At 52.2% G+C, this 19953-nt stretch carries 16 protein-coding genes; 12 read left to right on the top strand and 4 right to left on the bottom strand.

The genetic code is table 11. From position 1 onward, the window contains the following. Window positions 1-29: 29 nt before the first annotated feature. Entirely contained in the window at window positions 30-644 is a 615-nt protein-coding gene (locus tag AB3N00_RS20380; RefSeq protein WP_413036220.1) for a molybdenum cofactor guanylyltransferase, read from the top strand. A gap of 94 nt (window positions 645-738) precedes the next feature. On the opposite strand, the gene AB3N00_RS20375 is transcribed toward AB3N00_RS20380, so the two are convergent. Beyond that, window positions 739-2226 (bottom strand): PLP-dependent aminotransferase family protein, encoded by a 1488-nt coding sequence (locus AB3N00_RS20375; RefSeq protein ID WP_413036219.1) that lies wholly within the window; start codon window positions 2224-2226, stop codon window positions 739-741. A 157-nt stretch (window positions 2227-2383) separates the two neighbouring features. Between AB3N00_RS20375 and AB3N00_RS20370 the strand changes: the two genes are divergently transcribed. Beyond that, window positions 2384-2992, top strand: a complete 609-nt coding sequence (locus AB3N00_RS20370; protein ID WP_413036218.1) for a LysE/ArgO family amino acid transporter — start codon at window positions 2384-2386, stop codon at window positions 2990-2992. Window positions 2993-3100: 108 nt separating this feature from the next. Here AB3N00_RS20370 and AB3N00_RS20365 read toward each other — a convergent pair whose 3' ends face one another. The 3 genes from AB3N00_RS20365 to AB3N00_RS20355 all read right to left on the bottom strand — a co-directional run bounded on the left by AB3N00_RS20365 (window position 3101) and on the right by AB3N00_RS20355 (window position 7549). Further along, a complete protein-coding gene (locus tag AB3N00_RS20365) occupies window positions 3101-3940 on the bottom strand; it encodes a methyl-accepting chemotaxis protein (protein WP_413036217.1) in 840 nt (279 codons plus the stop codon). A 255-nt stretch (window positions 3941-4195) separates the two neighbouring features. Further along, window positions 4196-5197: a GTP 3',8-cyclase MoaA gene (gene moaA / locus AB3N00_RS20360; protein ID WP_413036216.1), complete on the bottom strand. Its 1002-nt coding sequence runs from the start codon at window positions 5195-5197 to the stop codon at window positions 4196-4198. A 129-nt stretch (window positions 5198-5326) separates the two neighbouring features. Next, the gene (locus tag AB3N00_RS20355) at window positions 5327-7549 is read right to left on the bottom strand and encodes a methyl-accepting chemotaxis protein (RefSeq protein ID WP_413036215.1); all 2223 of its coding nucleotides are present in this window, start codon (window positions 7547-7549) and stop codon (window positions 5327-5329) included. Window positions 7550-8113: 564 nt separating this feature from the next. Here AB3N00_RS20355 and AB3N00_RS20350 point away from each other — a divergent pair. From AB3N00_RS20350 to hydA, 10 genes are all read left to right on the top strand, one after another. Continuing rightward, window positions 8114-8929 (top strand): ABC transporter ATP-binding protein, encoded by an 816-nt coding sequence (locus AB3N00_RS20350; RefSeq protein WP_413036214.1) that lies wholly within the window; start codon window positions 8114-8116, stop codon window positions 8927-8929. Beyond that, window positions 8910-9722 (top strand): ABC transporter permease, encoded by an 813-nt coding sequence (locus tag AB3N00_RS20345; protein ID WP_413036213.1) that lies wholly within the window; start codon window positions 8910-8912, stop codon window positions 9720-9722. The genes AB3N00_RS20350 and AB3N00_RS20345 overlap by 20 nt, the downstream gene beginning before the upstream one ends. Then, window positions 9719-10654, top strand: coding sequence for an ABC transporter permease (locus AB3N00_RS20340; RefSeq protein ID WP_413036212.1), 936 nt, complete (start codon window positions 9719-9721; stop codon window positions 10652-10654). The genes AB3N00_RS20345 and AB3N00_RS20340 overlap by 4 nt, the downstream gene beginning before the upstream one ends. Window positions 10655-10734: 80 nt before the next feature. Next, window positions 10735-11796, top strand: coding sequence for an ABC transporter substrate-binding protein (locus tag AB3N00_RS20335; protein ID WP_413036211.1), 1062 nt, complete (start codon window positions 10735-10737; stop codon window positions 11794-11796). Between the two features lie 22 nt (window positions 11797-11818). Continuing rightward, entirely contained in the window at window positions 11819-13192 is a 1374-nt protein-coding gene (locus AB3N00_RS20330; protein WP_413036210.1) for an aspartate aminotransferase family protein, read from the top strand. 58 nt (window positions 13193-13250) lie between these two features. Further along, complete coding sequence (locus tag AB3N00_RS20325) at window positions 13251-14531, top strand: M20 family metallo-hydrolase (RefSeq protein ID WP_413036209.1); 1281 nt, start codon at window positions 13251-13253, stop codon at window positions 14529-14531. A gap of 81 nt (window positions 14532-14612) precedes the next feature. Continuing rightward, window positions 14613-15494 (top strand): nitrilase-related carbon-nitrogen hydrolase, encoded by an 882-nt coding sequence (locus tag AB3N00_RS20320; RefSeq protein ID WP_413036208.1) that lies wholly within the window; start codon window positions 14613-14615, stop codon window positions 15492-15494. A 121-nt stretch (window positions 15495-15615) separates the two neighbouring features. After that, on the top strand, window positions 15616-16926 hold the full coding sequence (locus tag AB3N00_RS20315; protein WP_413036596.1) for an NAD(P)-dependent oxidoreductase: 1311 nt from the start codon (window positions 15616-15618) through the stop codon (window positions 16924-16926). A 294-nt stretch (window positions 16927-17220) separates the two neighbouring features. Beyond that, window positions 17221-18516 carry an NAD-dependent dihydropyrimidine dehydrogenase subunit PreA gene (gene preA, locus AB3N00_RS20310; protein ID WP_413036207.1) on the top strand — a complete coding sequence of 432 codons (1296 nt, stop codon included), beginning with the start codon at window positions 17221-17223 and terminating at the stop codon, window positions 18514-18516. After that, complete coding sequence (gene hydA / locus AB3N00_RS20305) at window positions 18513-19952, top strand: dihydropyrimidinase (RefSeq protein WP_413036206.1); 1440 nt, start codon at window positions 18513-18515, stop codon at window positions 19950-19952. Before preA ends, hydA begins: the two co-directional genes overlap by 4 nt. Window position 19953: the final 1 nt, after the last annotated feature.

The following is a 19953-nucleotide window of genomic DNA, read 5'->3' as shown; positions in this document are numbered from 1 at the left end:
GAGAACCGGAAGGGAAGATTACCGTGAACATGAAGGAATGGACCGGCATTATACTGGCAGGCGGCCTGTCCAGCCGGATGGGCACCAACAAGGCGCTGCTTCCTCTGCATGGTTCCATTGTTCTGGAGCATGTGGCCGCAGCCATGGCTCCTGCAGTATCCCGGGTCATTATTGCTGCTGGGCCTAATGCGGCTGCTTATGATGCTCTCGGTTATACATGTATTCAGGATCGTTACCCGGAAAGGGGGCCGTTGGCCGGGCTGCATGCAGCCCTTGAAGCATCGGAGACCGAATGGAATCTGGTCTGTGCCTGTGACCTGCCTCTGATCCAGCCCGGCTTTTTTACCGCCATGCAGCGGCTGGCTGAATCGGACCAGAAGCATCCGGCGATGGTGCCGTGCTTGGAAGGACGGGTTCATCCACTGGTGGGCATTTACCATAAGCGCGTCCTTCCCAGCCTCGAACAGTGCTTGGTCGAAGACCGTTTGCGGGTCACCCGCTGGCTGGAGGAGATTGGGGGGCGATATGTCGACGCAGACGATCTGGAACAGGCAGGGGTCCAAGATGCCGCGGGCCAGTTAAACAATATGAATACCATGCAGGAGTATCAGAACTTGTTGGGCAACCGTCCGCCAAGCATGTGATTGAAGATGCATCGCATTTAAGATTAGACGCGCCGTCATAAACTGTCTGGGTCATGAGGATGTACCGATACGATTTAAGGCGGTTATTTGTTGTTCATTTAAACAGGTTTTTGGCTGTCTGCGCGAGCAGCTGCATTCCACGCTCCATCTCCTCAGGCGAAGCATATGCGTAGGACAGACGAAGGTGGTCTGCATCTAGACGGTCATACAGATAACCTGGGTGAATGAGCACGCCATCCCGGAGACAGGCATGGAACAGCTGACGAATCGAAAGGGAGCCGGCGGTGAACCGGAGCCAGATATAAAAGCCGCCGGCTGGTTTATTCCACTCGGCAATACCCGTGAAATGACGTTCCAGAAGCTCAAGCATGAAGTTTCTGCGACGGCGAAGTTCAGGCCGCAGATGGTCCATATGCCGGGTGTAGTACCCTTCCGCAAACCATAACGCTGCGGCTTCCTGAGCCAGGGAGCTGGTACCATAGTCTGTCTGCATCTTGATATCTGCCAGACGACGAATGACCGGCTCTGGCCCAACCAGCCATCCAAGACGCAGGCCAGGACTGACAGCTTTGGACAGGGTACCCATATGAAGCACACGACCATCAAGATCCCGCGCCTTAAGTGATCGTGGCGGAGGCTCGTCCAGCCACAAATCCGTATAGGCGGCATCCTCCAGAATGGAAATGCCTCCGGCATGGGCTGTGGTCATCAGCTCGTTTCGGCGAGCGTCACTCATGACAGAGCCAGTCGGATTATGGAAGCTTGGAATGGTGTAGAGCAGCGGCGAGGTGTGACCCTGAGGAAGTCCGTTCCGCAGAGTGTCCTTCAGACGCTGAATGTGTAATCCACCCGCATCCATGGGGATGCCATTCATTTTTAATCCCGCAGATTGAAAGGCATGAATGGAGTAGAGATAGGACGGTTTTTCCAGCAGGACGGCTGATCCGCGGGGAAGCAGACCGACCGATATTAAATGCAGTGCCTGAAGCGAACCGGATACGATCAGAATGGCGCTAGGGGATGCCTGAATGCCACAGGTCATTAAATAGTCGGACAAGGCCTCGCGAAGTTGCAGACTGCCTTGGGGCTCAAGGTAGTTTAGTGTACGTGAACGCCCGGATAGGGAACGAAGAATTTCATTGAAGGCTTCTTCGGGCATCAATTCAGGCGCAAGTTCTCCGGTTCCCAGTCGAATGATGCCATGCTGAAACTCAGCCCGGTTAATGAGCTGCACTTCAGGCAGGTTGGGATAATACCAGCCTTCCTGAATGGCTTCGTTCCAGTCGGGTGCGGCACCGTGGGCCAGTGCATGCCAACCGGAGCCGGATACATACGTCCCGCCGCCGTGTCTGCCTTCAATCATGCCTGCGGCGGCCAGGTTGTCCAGAGCAGTAACCAGTGTACTGCGATTTACCCCCATGGATTGTGCCAATGCTCGCTGCGAAGGAAGGCGGTAGCCCGCTGTCCACTCTCCAGTTGTTATCTTTTGACTGATATATAATTCGATCTGGCGATACAGGGGCAAGGATTGTGCCGGGTCAGGTTTCCAATCGATGCCTTGTCGTAGGTCGGAATGATTCATGCCGAGTTTGCCTCCAGGTTGGTTGGATAATTGAAGCTTCATGCTTCTGTACCGAACACTATATCATTTGGTTGGTTTCTATGCCATCCAATTGGTTGGTCACATCGGAAGTCATCTCACCTAATATGGAGACAGATATAAGGGGGATGAACAAACAATGAGTGTGTTTATTCATGCCGTGGTACTGGCGTTTGGCCTGATCCTGCCACTTGGCGTGCAGAATGTTTTTATTTTTAACCAGGGGATGAGTCAGCGAAGTTTAATGCGTGCGTTTCCGGCGGTAGTGACAGCAGGGATCAGCGATACGCTGTTAATTGGGGCGGCAGTCGGAGGGATATCCCTCATTTTGCTGCAGTGGCCGCTGCTGGCAGGTGTGTTGTATGCAGGAGGGGCAGCATTTTTGCTGTATATGGCATGGAGCATTTGGAGGTCATCCGGGAAGGCGATTGGTTCGTTAACTGCGCTGTCTGCAGGACGTCAGATTGTCTTCGCGGCTTCCGTATCCTTGCTTAACCCACATGCGCTGCTGGACACGGTAGCTGTAATAGGCACAAGCTCGCTTCAGTATGAAGGGATGGATCGGATCACCTTTGCCATAACAGCAGCGGCGGTTTCGTGGATATGGTTTCTCGGACTGGCAAGTGCCGGAAGGCTGATTGGGAGAACAGATCGTACAGGACGTGTTAGTCAGGTCTTCAATCGGTTATCCGCAGGGGTAATGGTTGTAATGGCAGGCATGATGTTGTGGAAGCTGTTTCATATGTAATCGTCTTAAGGTACAGTAGTCTAAAAAAATAATCCCCGCAACGTAAGTGTGCGGGGATTAGCCATTTTATAGGCGAAGTTGAGCTCATAATATGGGGATTAATATTTATTAAGATTCTGTCTTCAGAATCATGGATTCAATAAAGACTTTCAGTTCCTCGCTCACATTGTTCAACTGGTCAATGATCTCGCTAAATTCCGTTACCAGCTCGGCTTGCTGGGTGCTGGACTGGGAGATGGATGTGATCTCCTGTTCCATCTGACGGATTGAATGCTGTACATCCTTGAGGGAACGTTCGATATTTACGGTAGCTTCCTTCGTCCCGGTGGAAAGTTTGCGCACTTCGGATGCCACTACCCCGAACCCGGCGCCTGCTTCACCCGCTCTTGCCGCTTCAATGGCCGCGTTTAGACCCAATAGATTGGTTTGCTCAGAGACTTCCCGGATAAACGAGGCGACTTTATTGACCTCGGTTGCATTTTGCACAGCAACTCGGGTGTTGTCCAGAATTTGAGAAGAGGAAGCGGACAACTCCTCAGATTGGGCGGCTACGGTCTGGACCATGTCGGTCAATCTGCCACTGATGCTGCTGATCAATTCAGTGAAATGTTCCAGATGCTCTTCATTTTTTAGAGAGAAGCCGATGGCCAGGGCACCGACAATATTACCTGTCTCATCTCGCAGAGGAGTAGCTGTAGAATTGAGGGCGGTCCCATAATGATGGGCTTCGATACGATTGGCTGAAGTTTCGCCATGAATCAGGGCACGGCGCAGTGTAGGATCCTCAAGCGAGACAGGATCCCCAGCCTTGATACCGAGGTCAAGATCCTCACTGGGCACATAATACCAGAATTTCTCGGTGTCCGTTACAGCGATCATCAGATTATGTTCCTTAAGCATGATTTTAAAATAAGGGCTTGCTGCAACGAGTGCTTCAACAATATTCATTCAGTCAACTCCTATGTGCGGTATGTGTGATTCGGGGTGTATTTGTCTAAACATCGTCAAGATCGCTGGATCGTGATGACGTATATTAATTTATATTGTAACAATTTTAGTAGCAGAATGGGTAAAACAAGTTTCTATTAATTGTGAACGCATAGAAAAAGCCGCAAAGGATGTCTCCTCAGCGGCATACAGGACATATTAAAATGGCTTGTGTATACATTATTGGTCAGTAGGCAGGCATCGGTGTCTCTTGTGCTACCCGCCGATCTGGGACATGCGCCGTACGGTTGGGGTATGGCTTTGCATCTTTTGCTCCAGTGCCAGAGCCATTTCATGGTTCTTCGGCTTCGTACCGAGTGCCTTGAGGAAAAGGGCAGCCATGGCATGCGGATCATCGACGTAGCGGCGGACGTTGTATTCATCCGACCAGTACAGGCAAGCTTTGATATGTCCGTCTGCCGTCAGGCGAAGCCGGTTGCAGTTATCACAGAAGTGATCACTTACCGGGTGAATCAGGCCGAAGGTTCCCTGCGAACCAACAATCTTCATGTTGCGGGAAGGGCCGTTCCCAGCCGGGCCTGATGTGCTCTCTACTGTCCAGCCAGCCTCTGCACATGCATCGGTGACAGTTTCCAGCGGCAGATAAGATTTGCGCCATGAATCCGAAGCATGTCCGATCGGCATGTATTCGATAAAACGCACATGCAGCGGTTGATCGATCGTCATGGCAATGAAATCCTTGATTTCATCATCATTGATGCCTTTCATGAGCACGACGTTCAACTTGATTGGCGCAAGTCCAACTGCCGTTGCAGCTTCGATCCCTTTGAGCACCTTTTTGACATCTCCACCACGAGTAATCATGGAAAATCGATCCGCATGAAGGGAATCCAGACTGATGTTAATGCGGTTCAGCCCAGCATCTTTCAGTGCCTGAGCCTGTTTATCCAGCAGCAGCGCATTAGTAGTCAGCGCAATATCCTCAATTCCGTCGATAGCCGAGATCATGCCAACGAGCTTATGCAGATCCTTGCGTACCAAAGGTTCACCACCAGTCAGGCGCACCTTGCGCATCCCCATCGGGGCAAGCACCTTGAGTACCTGAGTAATTTCTTCGTAGCTCATAATTTCATCATGCGGGGCGAACTCCATGCCTTCGGCTGGCATGCAGTACACACAACGCAAGTTACAGCGGTCCGTAACAGAAATACGGATATAGTCATGTATCCTGCCAAAAGAATCCTGGAGCATCTCCATGCAGACCACCCTTTCATTGATTCGGATTGGAAAAACTTCTATAAAATGAACGATACGACAATGTCGAAATTCAAAAGGAACAGTTGCATCAAATTTTAGCCATTTCTCCAATCCGCGTCAACGATGACGTCAGATGACAGCCATTTTTTCGGGATGAGTCAACTGGAATTGGCCCACAAGCTGCTGCAGGAAAACAGTAATGACCTCCACGTTATGCGACGATTGCTGAACATGCATCATGTCGCTGAGCAGTGCCATCATCTCGGCCTCCACCTCTGCGGACGTGGAGCGGTTTTTATGGCTGATGGCGGCGATATTTTCCATGAACATCACGACCTGATCCACAACCTGAGTCCTCTGCGGATCCTCGGCTGTTGCCTTTTGCAGCAGCTGTGCAGCGGCTTGCACAAGGGCGCTGCCTTCAGCCAGAACCTGATCTCCTTCATGGATGGAGCGGGCAGCAGCTCCCGCTGCAGCTGTGATATTATCCAGAATCTGATGAATGTCCTCGGTAGAGGAACGAGACAGCTCAGCCAGTTTGCGAATCTCACCGGCAACGACAGCGAAGCCGCGGCCATGTTCTCCTACATGTGCTGCTTCAATGGAGGCATTCAGCGCAAGGAGGTTGGTTTGAGCAGAAATCTCATCAATTGCCGCCAGTGCACGGTAAATGTCCTGCATGGTATCCATAAAGGACAAAATCGTACGGTTGGTATCTGTGACTGTCCCTGAGATCTGATTCATTTTGTCGCCAATGCGTTCCACTTCCTGACGCGCCACCACAATCTGTTCGGTGGCAGAGGTCTCCAACTGCTGCAGCGTATACCGCATATGGTCGGCAGCCAGCTTGGCCTGATCCAGATCCTCCAGTTGTTCGCGTATGCCGTGGATCATGGAGCCGAGCTTGTGATTTACACGTTCGGTGGTAACTTGGGTTGTCTCGGTGGAAGTGCGCATCTGATACTGATTGTTCATCACATCCACGGTGGCAACCTGGACCTTGAGCATAATGCCTTCGAGCGAATCAATCATGTTGTTGATCCATTTCGCGAGTTCACCTGATTCGTCCTGGGCAAAAGCAGACATGTCCAGCCGCTGTGTCAGATCGCCCTGACCTTCCGCATTGATTCGAATAAACCGGCTGATGCGCCGCAAATCCTCATGGACGCGTTGGTAGTGTCTCCGTTGCAGCTGATCTGCGATGAATAAGCCGAAAATGATATTGAATGCCGCTATCGCTGCTGCACTCCATGCGCTGCCTGAAAGAGCGTACACGAGAGCTGCTCCCCCAATGCCCGACAAACCAATGAACAGGCTGTGCAGCTTGAACTGACGCCAGCCGATACTGCGTATCCGGTACACTTCCTCCAGATCGCCTTCGCACATCATGCCCCAACGATCCGGACAGTGGGGAAGCTGGAAGGTGATTCCTTTGCCAATTACGGAAATATGGCGGTAATCGGAGTAACCCGGATAGGCAGCAAATAGGTTCGACCCGTTGCGGATAGTGTTCGCTACACCCGGATGCAGCTCGCCGGTGGAAGGGTCGGTAAACATCAGTTCCAGCTCGGTATGCTCTTTGACGGAGACAATCCCCCACTCGGTGGTGACGCCATCCTTGAGATTCTCGCCATGTGTAAATGTACGATCTTCGAAGCGGCTGCGGGACAAAGCCGTTCCGGGTTGCAGCTGTGGCCGCAGTTTCGATTCAGCCATAAAGAGATAATTGTCCCCCGAATCAGGATAGATGTGTCCGGATTCCCGTTGAATCAAGTCCCCCAGTACATCATTGGGGATACGGCAGCACAGTGAACCGATGTAACGTCCTTCCTGTACGATAGGTTCAATGAACATCAGGGTGACGTCATCGTGAAAAGAGGAAGAGCGCCGCCCAATGTCCAGTGTTAACGGATCTGAATAGGGGCCATATAGACATCGTTTCCCGTTCATATCCGTTTTGGAATACTGTAACCCTGGTCCAAACAAAACTTCGTTATCTTCATAGATCTGTCCAACATGTTTTTTATATGTAGAAAATACAACCTGATTCTGCTCATCGAGCATAAAAATTTCCGTACTATCTGCTGCCCGGATGTAAGCGGCTTTAAACCATACATCCCATTTGTTTCTATTCTGAGCTATTTGTTCTGCATCCAGGGGTCCGGTCGATTGGACCTGATGCAGTAATCGATCCATATGACTCCATTGCTCATCGGCCCAATCCATCAGCAGCTGCTGCCTCGTATCGGCAATCCCCTCAAAAATCTGTTCCACATCACCCTTGATATGTGCGTTCAACCGATACGACCGCCATAACGGCCACCCTTTTCTCCATCCAAGCCAATCAAACATGCAGACCACCCCGATCTTTAAAGTTGAAAGCTTTTTGCATAGCCCTTTCTATGAAACGATATGGATTCTGTAATTTCTAAAAGAAGGTGTATTCCTGCCTTTTCCATATAGAACGTTATACAAGAAAAACGACAAGAATACGAGGGTATATGTCATATTTTCCGAATATTTATTCAATAAATACAAAGAAACATGCGCTTTTCAGGGAGGGGAGAGCTGCGATTGGCCTATAAGATAGGCCGGAAGACGTTGGAAAGCATATCCCCACCAATGCCAATTCTTCGGTGAGAAGACAATAATTCATCATTGGGATATGCGGTTATTCAGTGAAGTGATGTCAGATAAACAGTCAGAGCAATGACATCGTCCTGAATGAGAATTCGTCTCATTTTACACTGTGTAACATGAACAGGCCCATACTCAAAACAGTCTGTATAATGTAATCCCTGCTCAATGATATATAGTATTACCTAACCAGAAAAACCCGTTACGTTCGTGAACGCAAACCTTCCATTCGACCTTGGTGTGAAATGTAACCAACTTCCCTCGAAAAGGAGAATGCCCATGTCATCCATGAACGTCCCCGAAGTTTGCCACATTGAAGTCGATCATGTATCTGTTGTATTTGGCACTGGAGCAAAACAGGTCACCGCGCTGTCTGATGTTACGTTCCACATCCAGTCCAATGAATTTGTGTCTTTGCTTGGCCCCTCTGGCTGCGGCAAGTCGACGCTGCTCAGGCTCATAGCCGATTTGCTGCAGCCAACATCAGGCACCGTCCGGATTGCAGGTGCAGAACCAGAGAAGGCGCGTCTCCAGAGACAATTCGGAATCGTATTCCAGACTCCAGCCCTGTTTGACTGGCGAACAGTGCGTCACAACGTTGAGCTGCCGCTGGAGATTCTGGGCACGAGCAAAAAAGAGTGCCGCCGCATCAGCGGTGAGCTGCTGGAGATGGTCGGACTTACCCGGTTTGCTGACCATTATCCTTGGCAGCTCAGCGGAGGCATGCAGCAGCGGGTATCTATTGCACGTGCACTTGCACTTGATCCGCCATTGCTGCTGATGGATGAACCATTCTCCGCGCTCGACGAATTCACGAAGGAGAAGCTTCAACTGGAGCTGCTTGATATTAAGCGGTCCACGGGCAAAACATTCCTCTTTGTTACGCACAGTATCCCCGAAGCCGTGTTTTTATCGGACCGCATTATCGTCCTCTCCGCACATCCCGGACAGGTGCATTCCATTCATCCTGTCGCCCTGCCCTCGGACCGTACCAATGAACTGAGGGAGACCGAAGACTTCTACCACATGCTGACCACCATACGCAATTGTTTCCACAAGGAGCGTGATCCGGATCATGTCCCTGCGCTCATTTAAGCTGGAGTATCGTTCCTGGGTCGTGATCTGGATACTGTCCATATTGATGCTGTGGGAAGGCATTGCCTGGATTCTCCATCTTTTAATGTCACCGCAGCAGGCCGCATCCCGTCTGCCTTATCTTCATGACGTTCTTGCCGCGCTGATTCGCTACTCGGGCACACTCGCTGAGCAGGGAGCGGTGACGTTCGGCAATGCTGCCATTGGATTTGCCGGGGGAACGCTGCTGGGTCTGGTGCTGGCGCTTCTGATGAGTGTCGCCGTTTGGCTGGAACGTACATTATCTCCCTATGTCATCTCCTCGCAGATGATTCCGGTCATCGGTCTCGCACCGATTATCTACGGCATCATTCATAACGCCGAGTGGGCACGGATATTCATGGCGGCTTATGTCACGTTCTTCCCCATCATTATTCACACACTCAAAGGATTAAAAAGCGCTGCACCGGAACATCTGGAGCTGATGCGTTCTTGTGGAGCCTCGTTGACGACTCGATATATCAAATGTCTGCTGCCTTCTGCACTACCTGGACTGTTCGCAGGCATGAAGATCGCTGCCCCGCTCGCAGTGACCTCCTCCATTGTGGTGGAGCTGATGGGTGCACCGGATGGACTTGGAGTCCTGATGGTCAGTTCCTTGTACTATGGCAGTGCTCAGGTCGGCATGTTCTGGGCCACAATCGTGCTTAGCATCGGCATTGGACTGATCTCGTATCTGGTCATCAGCCTGGCTGAGCGCTGGTTGACACCCTGGCAGCCTGAATTCAGAGCCAAGGGAGGGAGCAGAGTATGAATGAAGGTGCGATGATGAACCGCAATCGCGATGAGATCGGGGTTGCTTCTGTCTCTGGTACGTCATCTCTGTCTGGATCGTCTTTGGCTGCTTCTGTTCCAAGTTCGGAGGTTCAGGGACAACGGGGACAAGCAGAGAAGGAACGATCAGATGTTAATACACGGAGGAAACGGATCGTGTTGCACTCGCTTCCCTGGCTGGCAGGCATGTTATTTCTCGCTTTGTGGCAGTTCCGGTTCTTTCATCGGTTGTTTTCCTTGGAAAGTTATCAGCTTCCTGTACCCGCGGCAATTGCAGCATCCATCAGGGAAAATGCGGAAATGCTCTTTCGATATGCTCTATATAGTGGGACGGAAATGCTGGGTGGCTTCCTGCTCGGTTCCCTGCTGGGTGCGCTGGCGGCAGCGGGTGCCTCGTTCTTTCCGATCAGCGGCAAGGCAGGGATTGCCGTGATGTCTGCTCTAAACGCAGTGCCGATTGTTGCGCTGGCTCCGATCATGAATAACTGGTTTGGCGACGGCATCTGGTCACGGATCGCGGTAGTGGCCGTCATTACGATGGCTGCGATGGCGGTTAGCCTGTTCAAGGGGCTTACCTCCATACAGCCGCAGTACAGTGAACTGCTGGGCGGGCTTGCTGCCAGCAACATGCAGGTTTTCTTGAAATTGCGGCTGCCTCACGCCATGCCCTCCCTCTTTGCCGGGCTAAAGATCAATATGTCCACCAGTATTATCGGAGCCATTGTGGGTGAATTTTTTATCGCGTCCCAAGGGCTTGGATATCTACTTTCGGATCAGATTCGCCTCGCCAACATGCCGCTTGCCTGGTCCTGTATCGTCATCGCGGCTGCTCTCGGCATCGTGCTGTATGAAGCGGTTGTACTGGCGGAAAAACGGCTTATTCAGTGGAATCGTGCACGTACAAACTCATGAGACCAACGGTATACCGGCATCCACAGATCTGTTGCAGTACCTGATGGAATCCTTATAAAAACAAGGGGGTTGTTCTGTAAATGTACAAAACGTCGAAATCAGGTTTACTGGTGTTGGTGCTGATGCTTGTTGTTGCCATGCTGGCTGCATGTTCCACGAAGACGGAACCGTCTGCCGAGCCTGCTGCGGCAAGTGCAGGAGGAACAGCGGAGCAGCCCTTAACCAAAGTGAAAATTCAGCTCAAATGGGTGCCCCAGGCTCAGTTCGCCGGTATTTATGCCGCGAAGGAACAAGGTTTTTTTGCAGATGAGGGCATTGATGCCGAGATTATTCCGGGTGGTCCGGATATCGTTATTGAACAGCAGGTGGTGAACGGCGCAGCCGATGTTGGAATTACCGGGGTGGACAGTCTGCTGGTAAGCCGTGATAACGGTCTGCCGCTGGTCTCCCTTGCGCAAATTTCACAGAAGAGCAGTTATCGCTTGATCGCCAAGAAGTCAGCGGGAATAACTGATCCGGCTCAAATGAAAGGGAAAAAGGTAAGTACATGGTTCGGCAGCCAGCAGTTTCAGGTCCTCGCTTTTATGGAGAAGAATGGACTTGATCCTAAGAAGGATATCGAGCTGGTGAAGCAGGGCTTTACGATGGATCAGTTTTTCAATGACCAGGTGGATGTTGCAACAGCCACAATATATAACGAATATCACGTCGTGCTGGAAAGTGGAGTACAGGAGTCCGATCTGGATGTGTTCAACATCGAGGATGCCGGTGTAGGTATGTTGGAAGATACATTGATTGCGAAAAAGGATTGGGTCGACAGCAACCGTGATCTGGCTGTAAAAGTTACCCGTGCCATTCTGAAAGGCTGGAACTACGCCATCGACAATCAGGAAGAGACTGTGGATACCGTCATGAGCAATGTCACCGACGGCAGTACGACCCGTGAACATCAGGTGACGATGCTGGCAGAGATCGCGAAGCTGATTCGTCCGGAAGGATTTACAGAGCAGCAGGTGGGCAGTTTCGTGGATGAGTCGTTTGCCCGTACAGCGGAAATTGCCCTCAACTATGGACTGATCAAGAAGGCGGCCAATCTGGACGAAGCACTGGAGAAGAGCATCTATGAGGATGCGGTGAAATAAGTCAGTCAAAGGAGGATGACGGATGAGCTCTGTGGATCAGCAACCTCAGCCGCTTGGCGGTACGAAGGAAGAATGGCTGGAGAAGGACCGCAAATACGTGTGGCATCACATCTCGCCTCATAACGATCATCCGATGATTGCCGTTAGCGGGGAAGGCAGCTGGATTACGGATCAGGATGGCACGCGTTATCTGGACGCCATGTCCGGACTATGGTGTGTGAATGTGGGGCATGGACGTGAGGAGATTGCTAAAAGTGCATATGAGCAGATGAGAGCACTCGCTTATGTACCAATGACGCAGAGTCACGAACCGGCGATTTTGCTGGCAGAGAAGCTGAATGACTGGCTGGGGGGAGATTATCGGATCTTCTTTTCCAACTCGGGCTCAGATGCGAATGAGGTAGCGTTTAAAATAGCCCGTCAGTTTCATCACCAGAATGGTGAGCCAACCAGACACAAGTTCATTTCCCGTCACCGGGCCTATCACGGCAACTCCATGGGCGCGCTCGGCGCTACCGGGCAGGCAGCCCGCAAGATCAAGTATGAACCGCTGGGTGTGGGCTTCTCCCATGTTCCACCCCCGTATTGTTATCGCTGTCCGTTTGGACGGAACAAGGAAGCATGCGGACTCGAATGTGCGACCATCTATGAAGAGGTCATCCGCTGGGAAGGTCCCGAGACCGTAGCGGCGGTCATTATGGAGCCGGTGATTACCGGGGGCGGCATGATTGTCCCGCCTCCGGATTACATGCGAACCGTGCAGGAGATCTGTCAGCGCTACGGTGTGCTGCTGATCGTGGATGAAGTGATCTGCGGGTTTGGGCGCTCCGGACAGAAGTTTGGTCATCAGAACTATGGGGTGCAGCCAGATATTGTCACAATGGCAAAAGGGATGACCAGCGCATACTCTCCGTTATCCGCTACAGCTGTTCGAGCGGATCTATACGATACGTTCCGGGAACCCGGGCCGGATGCACACTTTCGCCATGTGAATACATTCGGCGGCAATCCGGTTTCCTGCCGGGTGGCACTGGCCAATCTGGACATTCTGGAGCGTGAGAACCTGGTCGAGCGTGCGGATGAGCTGGGGCACTTGCTTCGTGAGAAGCTGGAGCCGCTGCTGGAGCTGTCCGTGGTTGGAGATATCCGAATGTTTGGTTTTGCCTGTGGCATTGAGCTTATTGAAGCGGATGGCTCCCCGGCAGATGCAGGGAAAGTGGTACAAGTGCTGGCCAGCTGCAAGAAGGATGGGGTGCTGATTGGTAAAAACGGGGACACGGTACCAGGGTTCGCCAACATTTTGACGATCTCTCCTCCATTTGTCACCACGGAGGATGAGCTGAATCTGATTACTGGCAGTGTACTCAAAGCACTGCGCAGTCTGGAGACAGGATAGCCTGAATCGCAGGAATAATTAGACCGTTTGGCAATATTTCTCATGGAGGCGAGGGAAGATGCAGATCACAACCGGAAAAGGCATTAACCAGCTTCGATTAAATGAACGAATTGAACAATTGTCCCGTATCGGACGAATTGGAGAGACGGGTGTATGCCGGCTTGCCCTTACGCCCGAAGATATGGATGGCATTATTCAGGTACGACTCTGGATGGAAGAAGCCGGACTGGCAACCCGGATCGATCCGTTCGGGAATCTGATCGGCCGCCTTGAAGGGACAGATCCGGCACGGCCTATTCTTATGCTTGGCTCGCATATTGATTCACAGCCTTACGGCGGTCGATACGATGGAGCGATCGGTGTTCTGGGTGCGCTGGAAGTTGTACAGTGCCTGATGGAGAATGGCATTCAGCCCTCTATGCCAATTGAGGTCATTGCCTTTTGCGATGAAGAGGGTTCCCGCTTCAACAAAGGGTTGTTTGGTTCGCGTGGAATGACTGGACAGCTGGAAGAGGGAGAACTGGAGCGGCAGGACAAAAATGGGGTGACCCGCCGGGAGGCCCTGAAAGCCTTCGGTTGCTCCGTAGAGAATTTTGCTGAAGGGATCTATTCGCCAGGCTCGATTGGCTGTTATTTGGAGCTGCATATTGAACAGGGCCCTGTACTGGAATCATTGGATGCCCCGGTGGGCCTGGTAACAGGTATTTCTGGTCCGTTATGGCTCACGGTCACAATCAAAGGCATGGCAGGGCATGCCGGTTCTGTACCGATGGCCATGCGGCATGATGCACTCGCAGGCAGTGCCAGGGTCATTGCGGCTTTTGACGATATGGTAAGAGCAGATCCGGATGCCCCCACGGTTGGTACCGTGGGCAGTCTGAGGGTATTCCCGGACTCACGCAACATTATCCCCGAAGAAGTCAGCTTCACCGTGGATCTGCGCGATATGGAGATGGAACGCCGCAATCAACTTGAAGCCCGGCTGATGAATGTGCTCGCTGAAATATGCAGTCAGCATGGCCTGACCTATTCCTTGACCGAAGATACCAACAGTGAACCGCGATATTGTGCGGAACGGGTCCAGGCGGCCATACGTTCGTCTGCGGAGGAGATGGGACTGCCCTTGCCGGAGCTGATGAGCGGCCCGTTCCATGATGCGCTGGCGCTGTCCTATGTGTGTGAGTATGGCATGATCTTTGTCCGCAGCAAGGATGGGATCAGCCACCATCCGAGCGAGTATTCCTCGCCGGAGGACATTGCACTGGGAACAGAGGTGCTCTACCGTACGATTCGGCAAATGTGCAGCCAGCTGCCTGCTGACATTGAGTCGGGTGACTGATCAACATCTCAAGGGAACTCAAAACGATGAATGAGTTTATTTCATACCAATCCATCATGGCAGAAGGAGGGCGTTTAACGTATGGGAAAAGTCAGTATTGGCCTGATTCAGGCTTCGCATGAAGTGGAAGGATCAGCCCCGGTTGAAAACCACAAAGAGGCTGCCATTGAAAAGCACATCATCCTGGTCCGTGAAGCCGCTGCCCGGGGCGCTCAGATTATCGGATTGCAGGAAGTTTTCTATGGACCGTACTTTTGTACGGAGCAAAATCCCAAGTGGTATGCATCTGCCGAACCCGTGCCGGAAGGACCGACGACCAGACGTTTTCAGGCGCTTGCGAAGGAACTGGGTGTGGTTATCATTTTGCCTGTGTATGAGGTGGAAGGCATTGCTTCGTATTACAATACGGCTGCCGTGATTGATGCCGATGGCTCCTATCTTGGCAAATACCGCAAGCATCATATCCCGCATGTGGAAGCGGGCGAGGGCACGAACGGGTTTTGGGAAAAATATTATTTCAGGCCTGGGAATCTGGGATACCCGGTATTTGATACAGCGTACGCCAGGGTTGGCGTGTACATCTGTTATGATCGGCATTTCCCGGAAGGAGCGCGTCTGCTGGGACTCGCCGGGGCCGAAATTGTCTTCAATCCGTCAGCCACAGTGGCCGGTACATCGGAATATTTGTGGAAATTGGAACAGCCTGCCCACGCGGTCGCCAACGGCTATTATGTCGCTGCCATTAACCGGGTAGGTGTGGAAGCGCCATGGAATATGGGTGAATTTTATGGTCAGTCGTATCTGGTGGACCCGCGTGGAGGAATGGTTGCCATGGGCAGCAGGGATCAGGATGAGATTGTCATTGGCGAGATGGATACGGAAATGATCCGTGAAGTACGCAATGTGTGGCAATTTTACCGGGATCGGCGACCCGAGACGTATGAACATCTGGTTAACCTGTAAGGGCGATTGAAAGGTTCTGTTAGAAGATCAACCCAGATTAATCCTTAGGAGGTGCGTGGTCGTGATAAACAGCCCGGGAGCAACGTTATCCGATTATGGATGGGAGAGCCGTTTTGCCGAGATGAAACCCGCTATGTCTGGCAAGGAAGCGATGGAGGAATCAAACCGCTGTCTGTACTGTTACGATGCACCGTGTATCAAGGCGTGTCCCACAGATATTAACATCCCTTCGTTTATCCGCAAAATCTCGACAGGTCACCTTAAAGGTTCGGCTCGAACCATTATGGATGCCAATCCGGTGGGTGCGAGCTGTGCAAGGGTCTGTCCAACTGAGGAACTGTGTGAAGGCGCCTGTGTACTGAATGAATCGTCGAAGCCCATTCGCATCGGTGATTTGCAGCGATATGCTACGGACTGGGCGCGTGCGAAAAATGAGCCGCTATTTCAGGCAGCTGCCCCCAATGGGAGATCCATCGCTGTTGTTGGGGCCGGGCCTGCCGGATTGTCTGCAGCCAGAGAGCTCGGTCGTGCAGGTTATGACGTGACGATCTATGAAGCCAAACCCAAAGGTGGCGGATTGAATACGTACGGAATTGTATCATTCCGTTTGCCGGAAGCGGTAGCCTTGTGGGAAGTGGAGCAGGTCGAAGCATTGGGGGTGAACATTCGTTATGGTGTACGTATAGGCATGGACATTGCCCCTTCACAATTGCTAGAGCAGCATGAAGCTGTCATTCTGGCCTGTGGGATGGGTTCCGTTCCGATGCTGGGAATCGAAGGAGAGACGCTGGAAGGGGTATACGATGCGATTGAACTGGTGGAATCCACGAAGCAGGGCGTCCCGCCTGCGCTCAACGGTCTGAACGTAGCTGTCATTGGTGCAGGCAACACGGCAGTGGATGCGGCTACCTGCTCGGTGCGCCTGGGAGCAGAGCGCGTGCAGATGCTCTATCGACGCGGGGAGAGCCAGATGACGGCGTATGCGTTTGAGTATACGTTTGCGAAACAGGAAGGTGTGGAATTTCGCTGGTTTACGATGCCACAGCGCATCATTGGTGATGAGAATGGGCGAGTCCGGGCTGTAGAGTGTGTGAAAATGGAGCTGGTTACCCCGCCGGGAGGTGGGCGTGCATTACCCGTACCCCAGGAAGGAACGGAGTTCATAATTGACTGTGACACCGTTGTCCGGGCGATAGGACAGAACAGGCTGCTGCCACTCATTGAAGCCTTTGGCCTGCGTCATCACTGGGGTGTCGTTGAAGTGGAACCGCAGACCTATCGCACCTCGCATCCGCAGGTCTATGCGGCGGGCGATGTGGTCTTCGGCCAGGGTCAGGGCGAAGCCATGGTTGTTTCGGCAGCACAGCAAGGCAAACTGGCCGCAGCCGCACTGATGAAGGCGCTGCCTGGACAGGTGGAAGTGACAGCTTGAGGTTAACTCGTTTGTTTCGAACGCTAACGAACTGCCAGCACCTTATTTTGAAGATCAGCATGAAAGGGAGAGGCTAACGAACATCAGTGGCGTTATTCAGGTAGATACCCGAGATAGTACGGATGGAATCGAAAATAAAACGTAGGTGATTCGTTACAACGCCATACTTCTAGTAGTACGTTTAAAAGAGTGTGCTCAGGTTCGTTAGATTACACACTGATCAAAAGGTTGTTCGGACCACGAAGTCATAAAGTGAAAGACCAGATGTTCAAACAACACCAAGGAGGGATCGTTATGGCTGACTTATCGATAAATCTGGCAGGTATTCGATCACCTAATCCATTCTGGCTGGCATCCGCGCCACCGACCAATACAGGATATCAGGTGCAGCGTGCCTTCGAGGCAGGCTGGGGAGGTGCGGTGTGGAAGACGCTGGGTGAACCGATCATCAATACTTCTTCCCGGTTTGCAGCTGTACATTTCGGCGGGCAGCGGGTAGCGGGATTTAACAATATTGAATTGATCTCCGATCGCCCACTGGAGGTGAATCTGCGGGAAATCGCTGAAACCAAGAAACGTTTTCCGGATCGTGCGGTCATTGCTTCACTGATGGTGGAACCGAAACGGGAGAAGTGGCATGAGATTGTCAAAAAGGTCGAAGCAATCGGCGTGGATGGCCTGGAGCTGAACTTCGGCTGTCCTCACGGCATGGCTGAGCGTGGCATGGGGGCAGCTTCCGGACAGCAGCCGGACCTGGTTGAGCTGCAAACGATGTGGGTGAAGGAAGTAGCGACCACACCCGTGATTGTGAAGCTCACGCCGAATATCACGGATATTACGGCGACTGCTCGGGCAGCTGTACGTGGTGGTGCAGATGCCATCTCCCTGATCAACACCATCAACTCGCTGGCGGGTGTTGATCTGGATTCATGGAATACCGTACCCCATGTAGGCGGCAAAGGCGCCCATGGCGGTTATTGCGGTCCTGCCGTGAAGCCGATTGCCCTGAACATGGTGGCCGAGTGTGCACGACATCCGGAAGTAGGGGTGCCGATCTCAGGAATTGGAGGCATATCCGATTGGCGGGATACGGCAGAGTTCCTGCTTATGGGGGCGTCAGGGGTTCAGGTGTGCACGGCAGCGATGCATCATGGTTTTCGCATCGTGGAGGACATGATTGACGGGTTGAACGATTATCTGGATGAGAAGGGCTTGAGCAGTGTAGCGGAACTTGTGGGTCAGACGGTGCCTAGGTACTCGGACTGGGGCAATCTGGATCTCAATTATAAAGTGGTCGCCCGCATCAACAGGGATGTCTGTATCAACTGCAACAAATGCCATATTGCCTGTGAGGACACATCGCATCAATGTATTGATATGTTGACCGATCCTTCCGGTGCCTACCTGGAAGTGGTCGAGGAAGATTGTGTGGGATGTAACCTGTGCTCGATTGTTTGTCCGGTTGACGGGGCCATCGAAATGGTGGAGATTGCAAATGAACAGACCCCATTAACCTGGAATGAACGTCAGTCTGCGATTGCCTTGCTGCAATCGGCCAGGGATCAATCAACCAAGGAGGCGATATCATGAGTGGACGCAAACTGATTCGGAATGGCGTATTGGTCACGGCATCGGATACTTTTGAAGCAGATATACTTATCGAAAACGGAAAGATCACGCAGATTGGATTGGGCGTGGTGGCGGATGACCGAACGGAGATTGTGGATGCTTCCGGCTGTTATGTCATTCCTGGCGGGATCGATCCGCATACACATCTGGATATGCCGTTTGGTGGTACAGTTACCGCCGATGATTTTGCGTCGGGAACCGCTGCTGCTGCTTTTGGCGGGACAACGACAATCCTTGATTTCTGTCTGACGCAAAAAGGCAAACCGCTCATCGACTCCCTCAAGGAGTGGCATGGGAAGGCCGAGGGGAAAGCTGCAATCGACTATGGATTTCATCTGATGATCGGGGAGATGAATGATCAGGTACTGGAGGAACTGCCGCAGGTCATTGAGGAGGAAGGGGTGTCTTCCTTCAAGGTGTTCATGGCATATAAAAACCAATTCCAGGCGGATGATGGCATCCTCTTTCAGACGTTACAAAAAGCCAAGGAGTACGGTGCTTTGGTTATGGTGCATGCCGAGAATGGAGATGTCATTGATCTGCTTGTGCGTCAGGCACTCGCCGATGGGCGGACCGCGCCCATTCATCATGCGCTTACGCGCCCTTCCATTCTGGAGGGAGAAGCGACAGGACGTGCTGCGCGTCTGGCTGCACTTGCGGATTCACAGCTGTATGTCGTGCACGTCACTTGTGCCGAAGCGGTGGAGCAGATTGCGCGCATGCGTGACATGGGATACCGGATCTGGGGCGAGACGTGCCCGCAGTATCTTACGCTGGATCAATCTATTATGGATCAGCCTGATTTCGAAGGTGCCAAGTACGTCTGGTCCCCGCCGCTTCGGGAAGCCTCACATCAGGATATGTTGTGGAATGCACTGAAGAGCGGCCAATTGCAGACCATTGGCTCGGATCACTGCTCATTCAATTTCAAGGGACAGAAGGATCTGGGAAAGAATGATTTTAGCAAAATTCCGAATGGCGGGCCTGTCATTGAAGATCGGCTTAGTATCCTGTATTCGGAGGGAGTTGCCAAGGGCCGCATTTCATTGAATCAGTGGGTGGATCTGTGCTCTACCCGGGCGAGCAAGCTGTTTGGTCTGTTTCCGCAGAAGGGGACGCTTGCTGTCGGTACTGATGCGGATATCGTTATTTTCAATCCTTCTGTTTCCCGGGAGATATCGGCCAGTACACATCATATGAATGTGGATTATAGTGCCTTCGAAGGCATGCAGGTTCAGGGATGCCCTATCACCGTACTGTGCCGGGGGGACTATGTCATTAAGGATCGGCAGTTTGCCGGAGCGGCCGGAGCGGGTCAATATGTAAAGCGTGCCAAATATGATGCGGGTACACCCATACCTGTGCGGCAAACGGTCACGACATCGACGGGAGGGTAAG

Origin of the sequence: Paenibacillus xylanilyticus, from assembly GCF_047246825.1 — a bacterium.
GTDB classification, from domain to species: domain Bacteria; phylum Bacillota; class Bacilli; order Paenibacillales; family Paenibacillaceae; genus Paenibacillus; species Paenibacillus xylanilyticus_B.
This window is presented reverse-complemented; position numbering and strand designations above follow the sequence as displayed.

Bases quoted from the DNA above. Each gene is read 5' to 3' on its own strand.
- AB3N00_RS20380 (WP_413036220.1), top strand. From the start codon at position 30: ATGAAGGAATGGACCGGCATTATACTGGCAGGCGGCCTGTCCAGCCGG.
- AB3N00_RS20375 (WP_413036219.1), bottom strand. From the start codon at position 2,226: ATGAATCATTCCGACCTACGACAAGGCATCGATTGGAAACCTGACCCG.
- AB3N00_RS20370 (WP_413036218.1), top strand. From the start codon at position 2,384: ATGAGTGTGTTTATTCATGCCGTGGTACTGGCGTTTGGCCTGATCCTG.
- AB3N00_RS20365 (WP_413036217.1), bottom strand. From the start codon at position 3,940: ATGAATATTGTTGAAGCACTCGTTGCAGCAAGCCCTTATTTTAAAATC.
- moaA (WP_413036216.1), bottom strand. From the start codon at position 5,197: ATGGAGATGCTCCAGGATTCTTTTGGCAGGATACATGACTATATCCGT.
- AB3N00_RS20355 (WP_413036215.1), bottom strand. From the start codon at position 7,549: ATGTTTGATTGGCTTGGATGGAGAAAAGGGTGGCCGTTATGGCGGTCG.
- AB3N00_RS20350 (WP_413036214.1), top strand. From the start codon at position 8,114: ATGTCATCCATGAACGTCCCCGAAGTTTGCCACATTGAAGTCGATCAT.
- AB3N00_RS20345 (WP_413036213.1), top strand. From the start codon at position 8,910: ATGTCCCTGCGCTCATTTAAGCTGGAGTATCGTTCCTGGGTCGTGATC.
- AB3N00_RS20340 (WP_413036212.1), top strand. From the start codon at position 9,719: ATGAATGAAGGTGCGATGATGAACCGCAATCGCGATGAGATCGGGGTT.
- AB3N00_RS20335 (WP_413036211.1), top strand. From the start codon at position 10,735: ATGTACAAAACGTCGAAATCAGGTTTACTGGTGTTGGTGCTGATGCTT.
- AB3N00_RS20330 (WP_413036210.1), top strand. From the start codon at position 11,819: ATGAGCTCTGTGGATCAGCAACCTCAGCCGCTTGGCGGTACGAAGGAA.
- AB3N00_RS20325 (WP_413036209.1), top strand. From the start codon at position 13,251: ATGCAGATCACAACCGGAAAAGGCATTAACCAGCTTCGATTAAATGAA.
- AB3N00_RS20320 (WP_413036208.1), top strand. From the start codon at position 14,613: ATGGGAAAAGTCAGTATTGGCCTGATTCAGGCTTCGCATGAAGTGGAA.
- AB3N00_RS20315 (WP_413036596.1), top strand. From the start codon at position 15,616: ATGAAACCCGCTATGTCTGGCAAGGAAGCGATGGAGGAATCAAACCGC.
- preA (WP_413036207.1), top strand. From the start codon at position 17,221: ATGGCTGACTTATCGATAAATCTGGCAGGTATTCGATCACCTAATCCA.
- hydA (WP_413036206.1), top strand. From the start codon at position 18,513: ATGAGTGGACGCAAACTGATTCGGAATGGCGTATTGGTCACGGCATCG.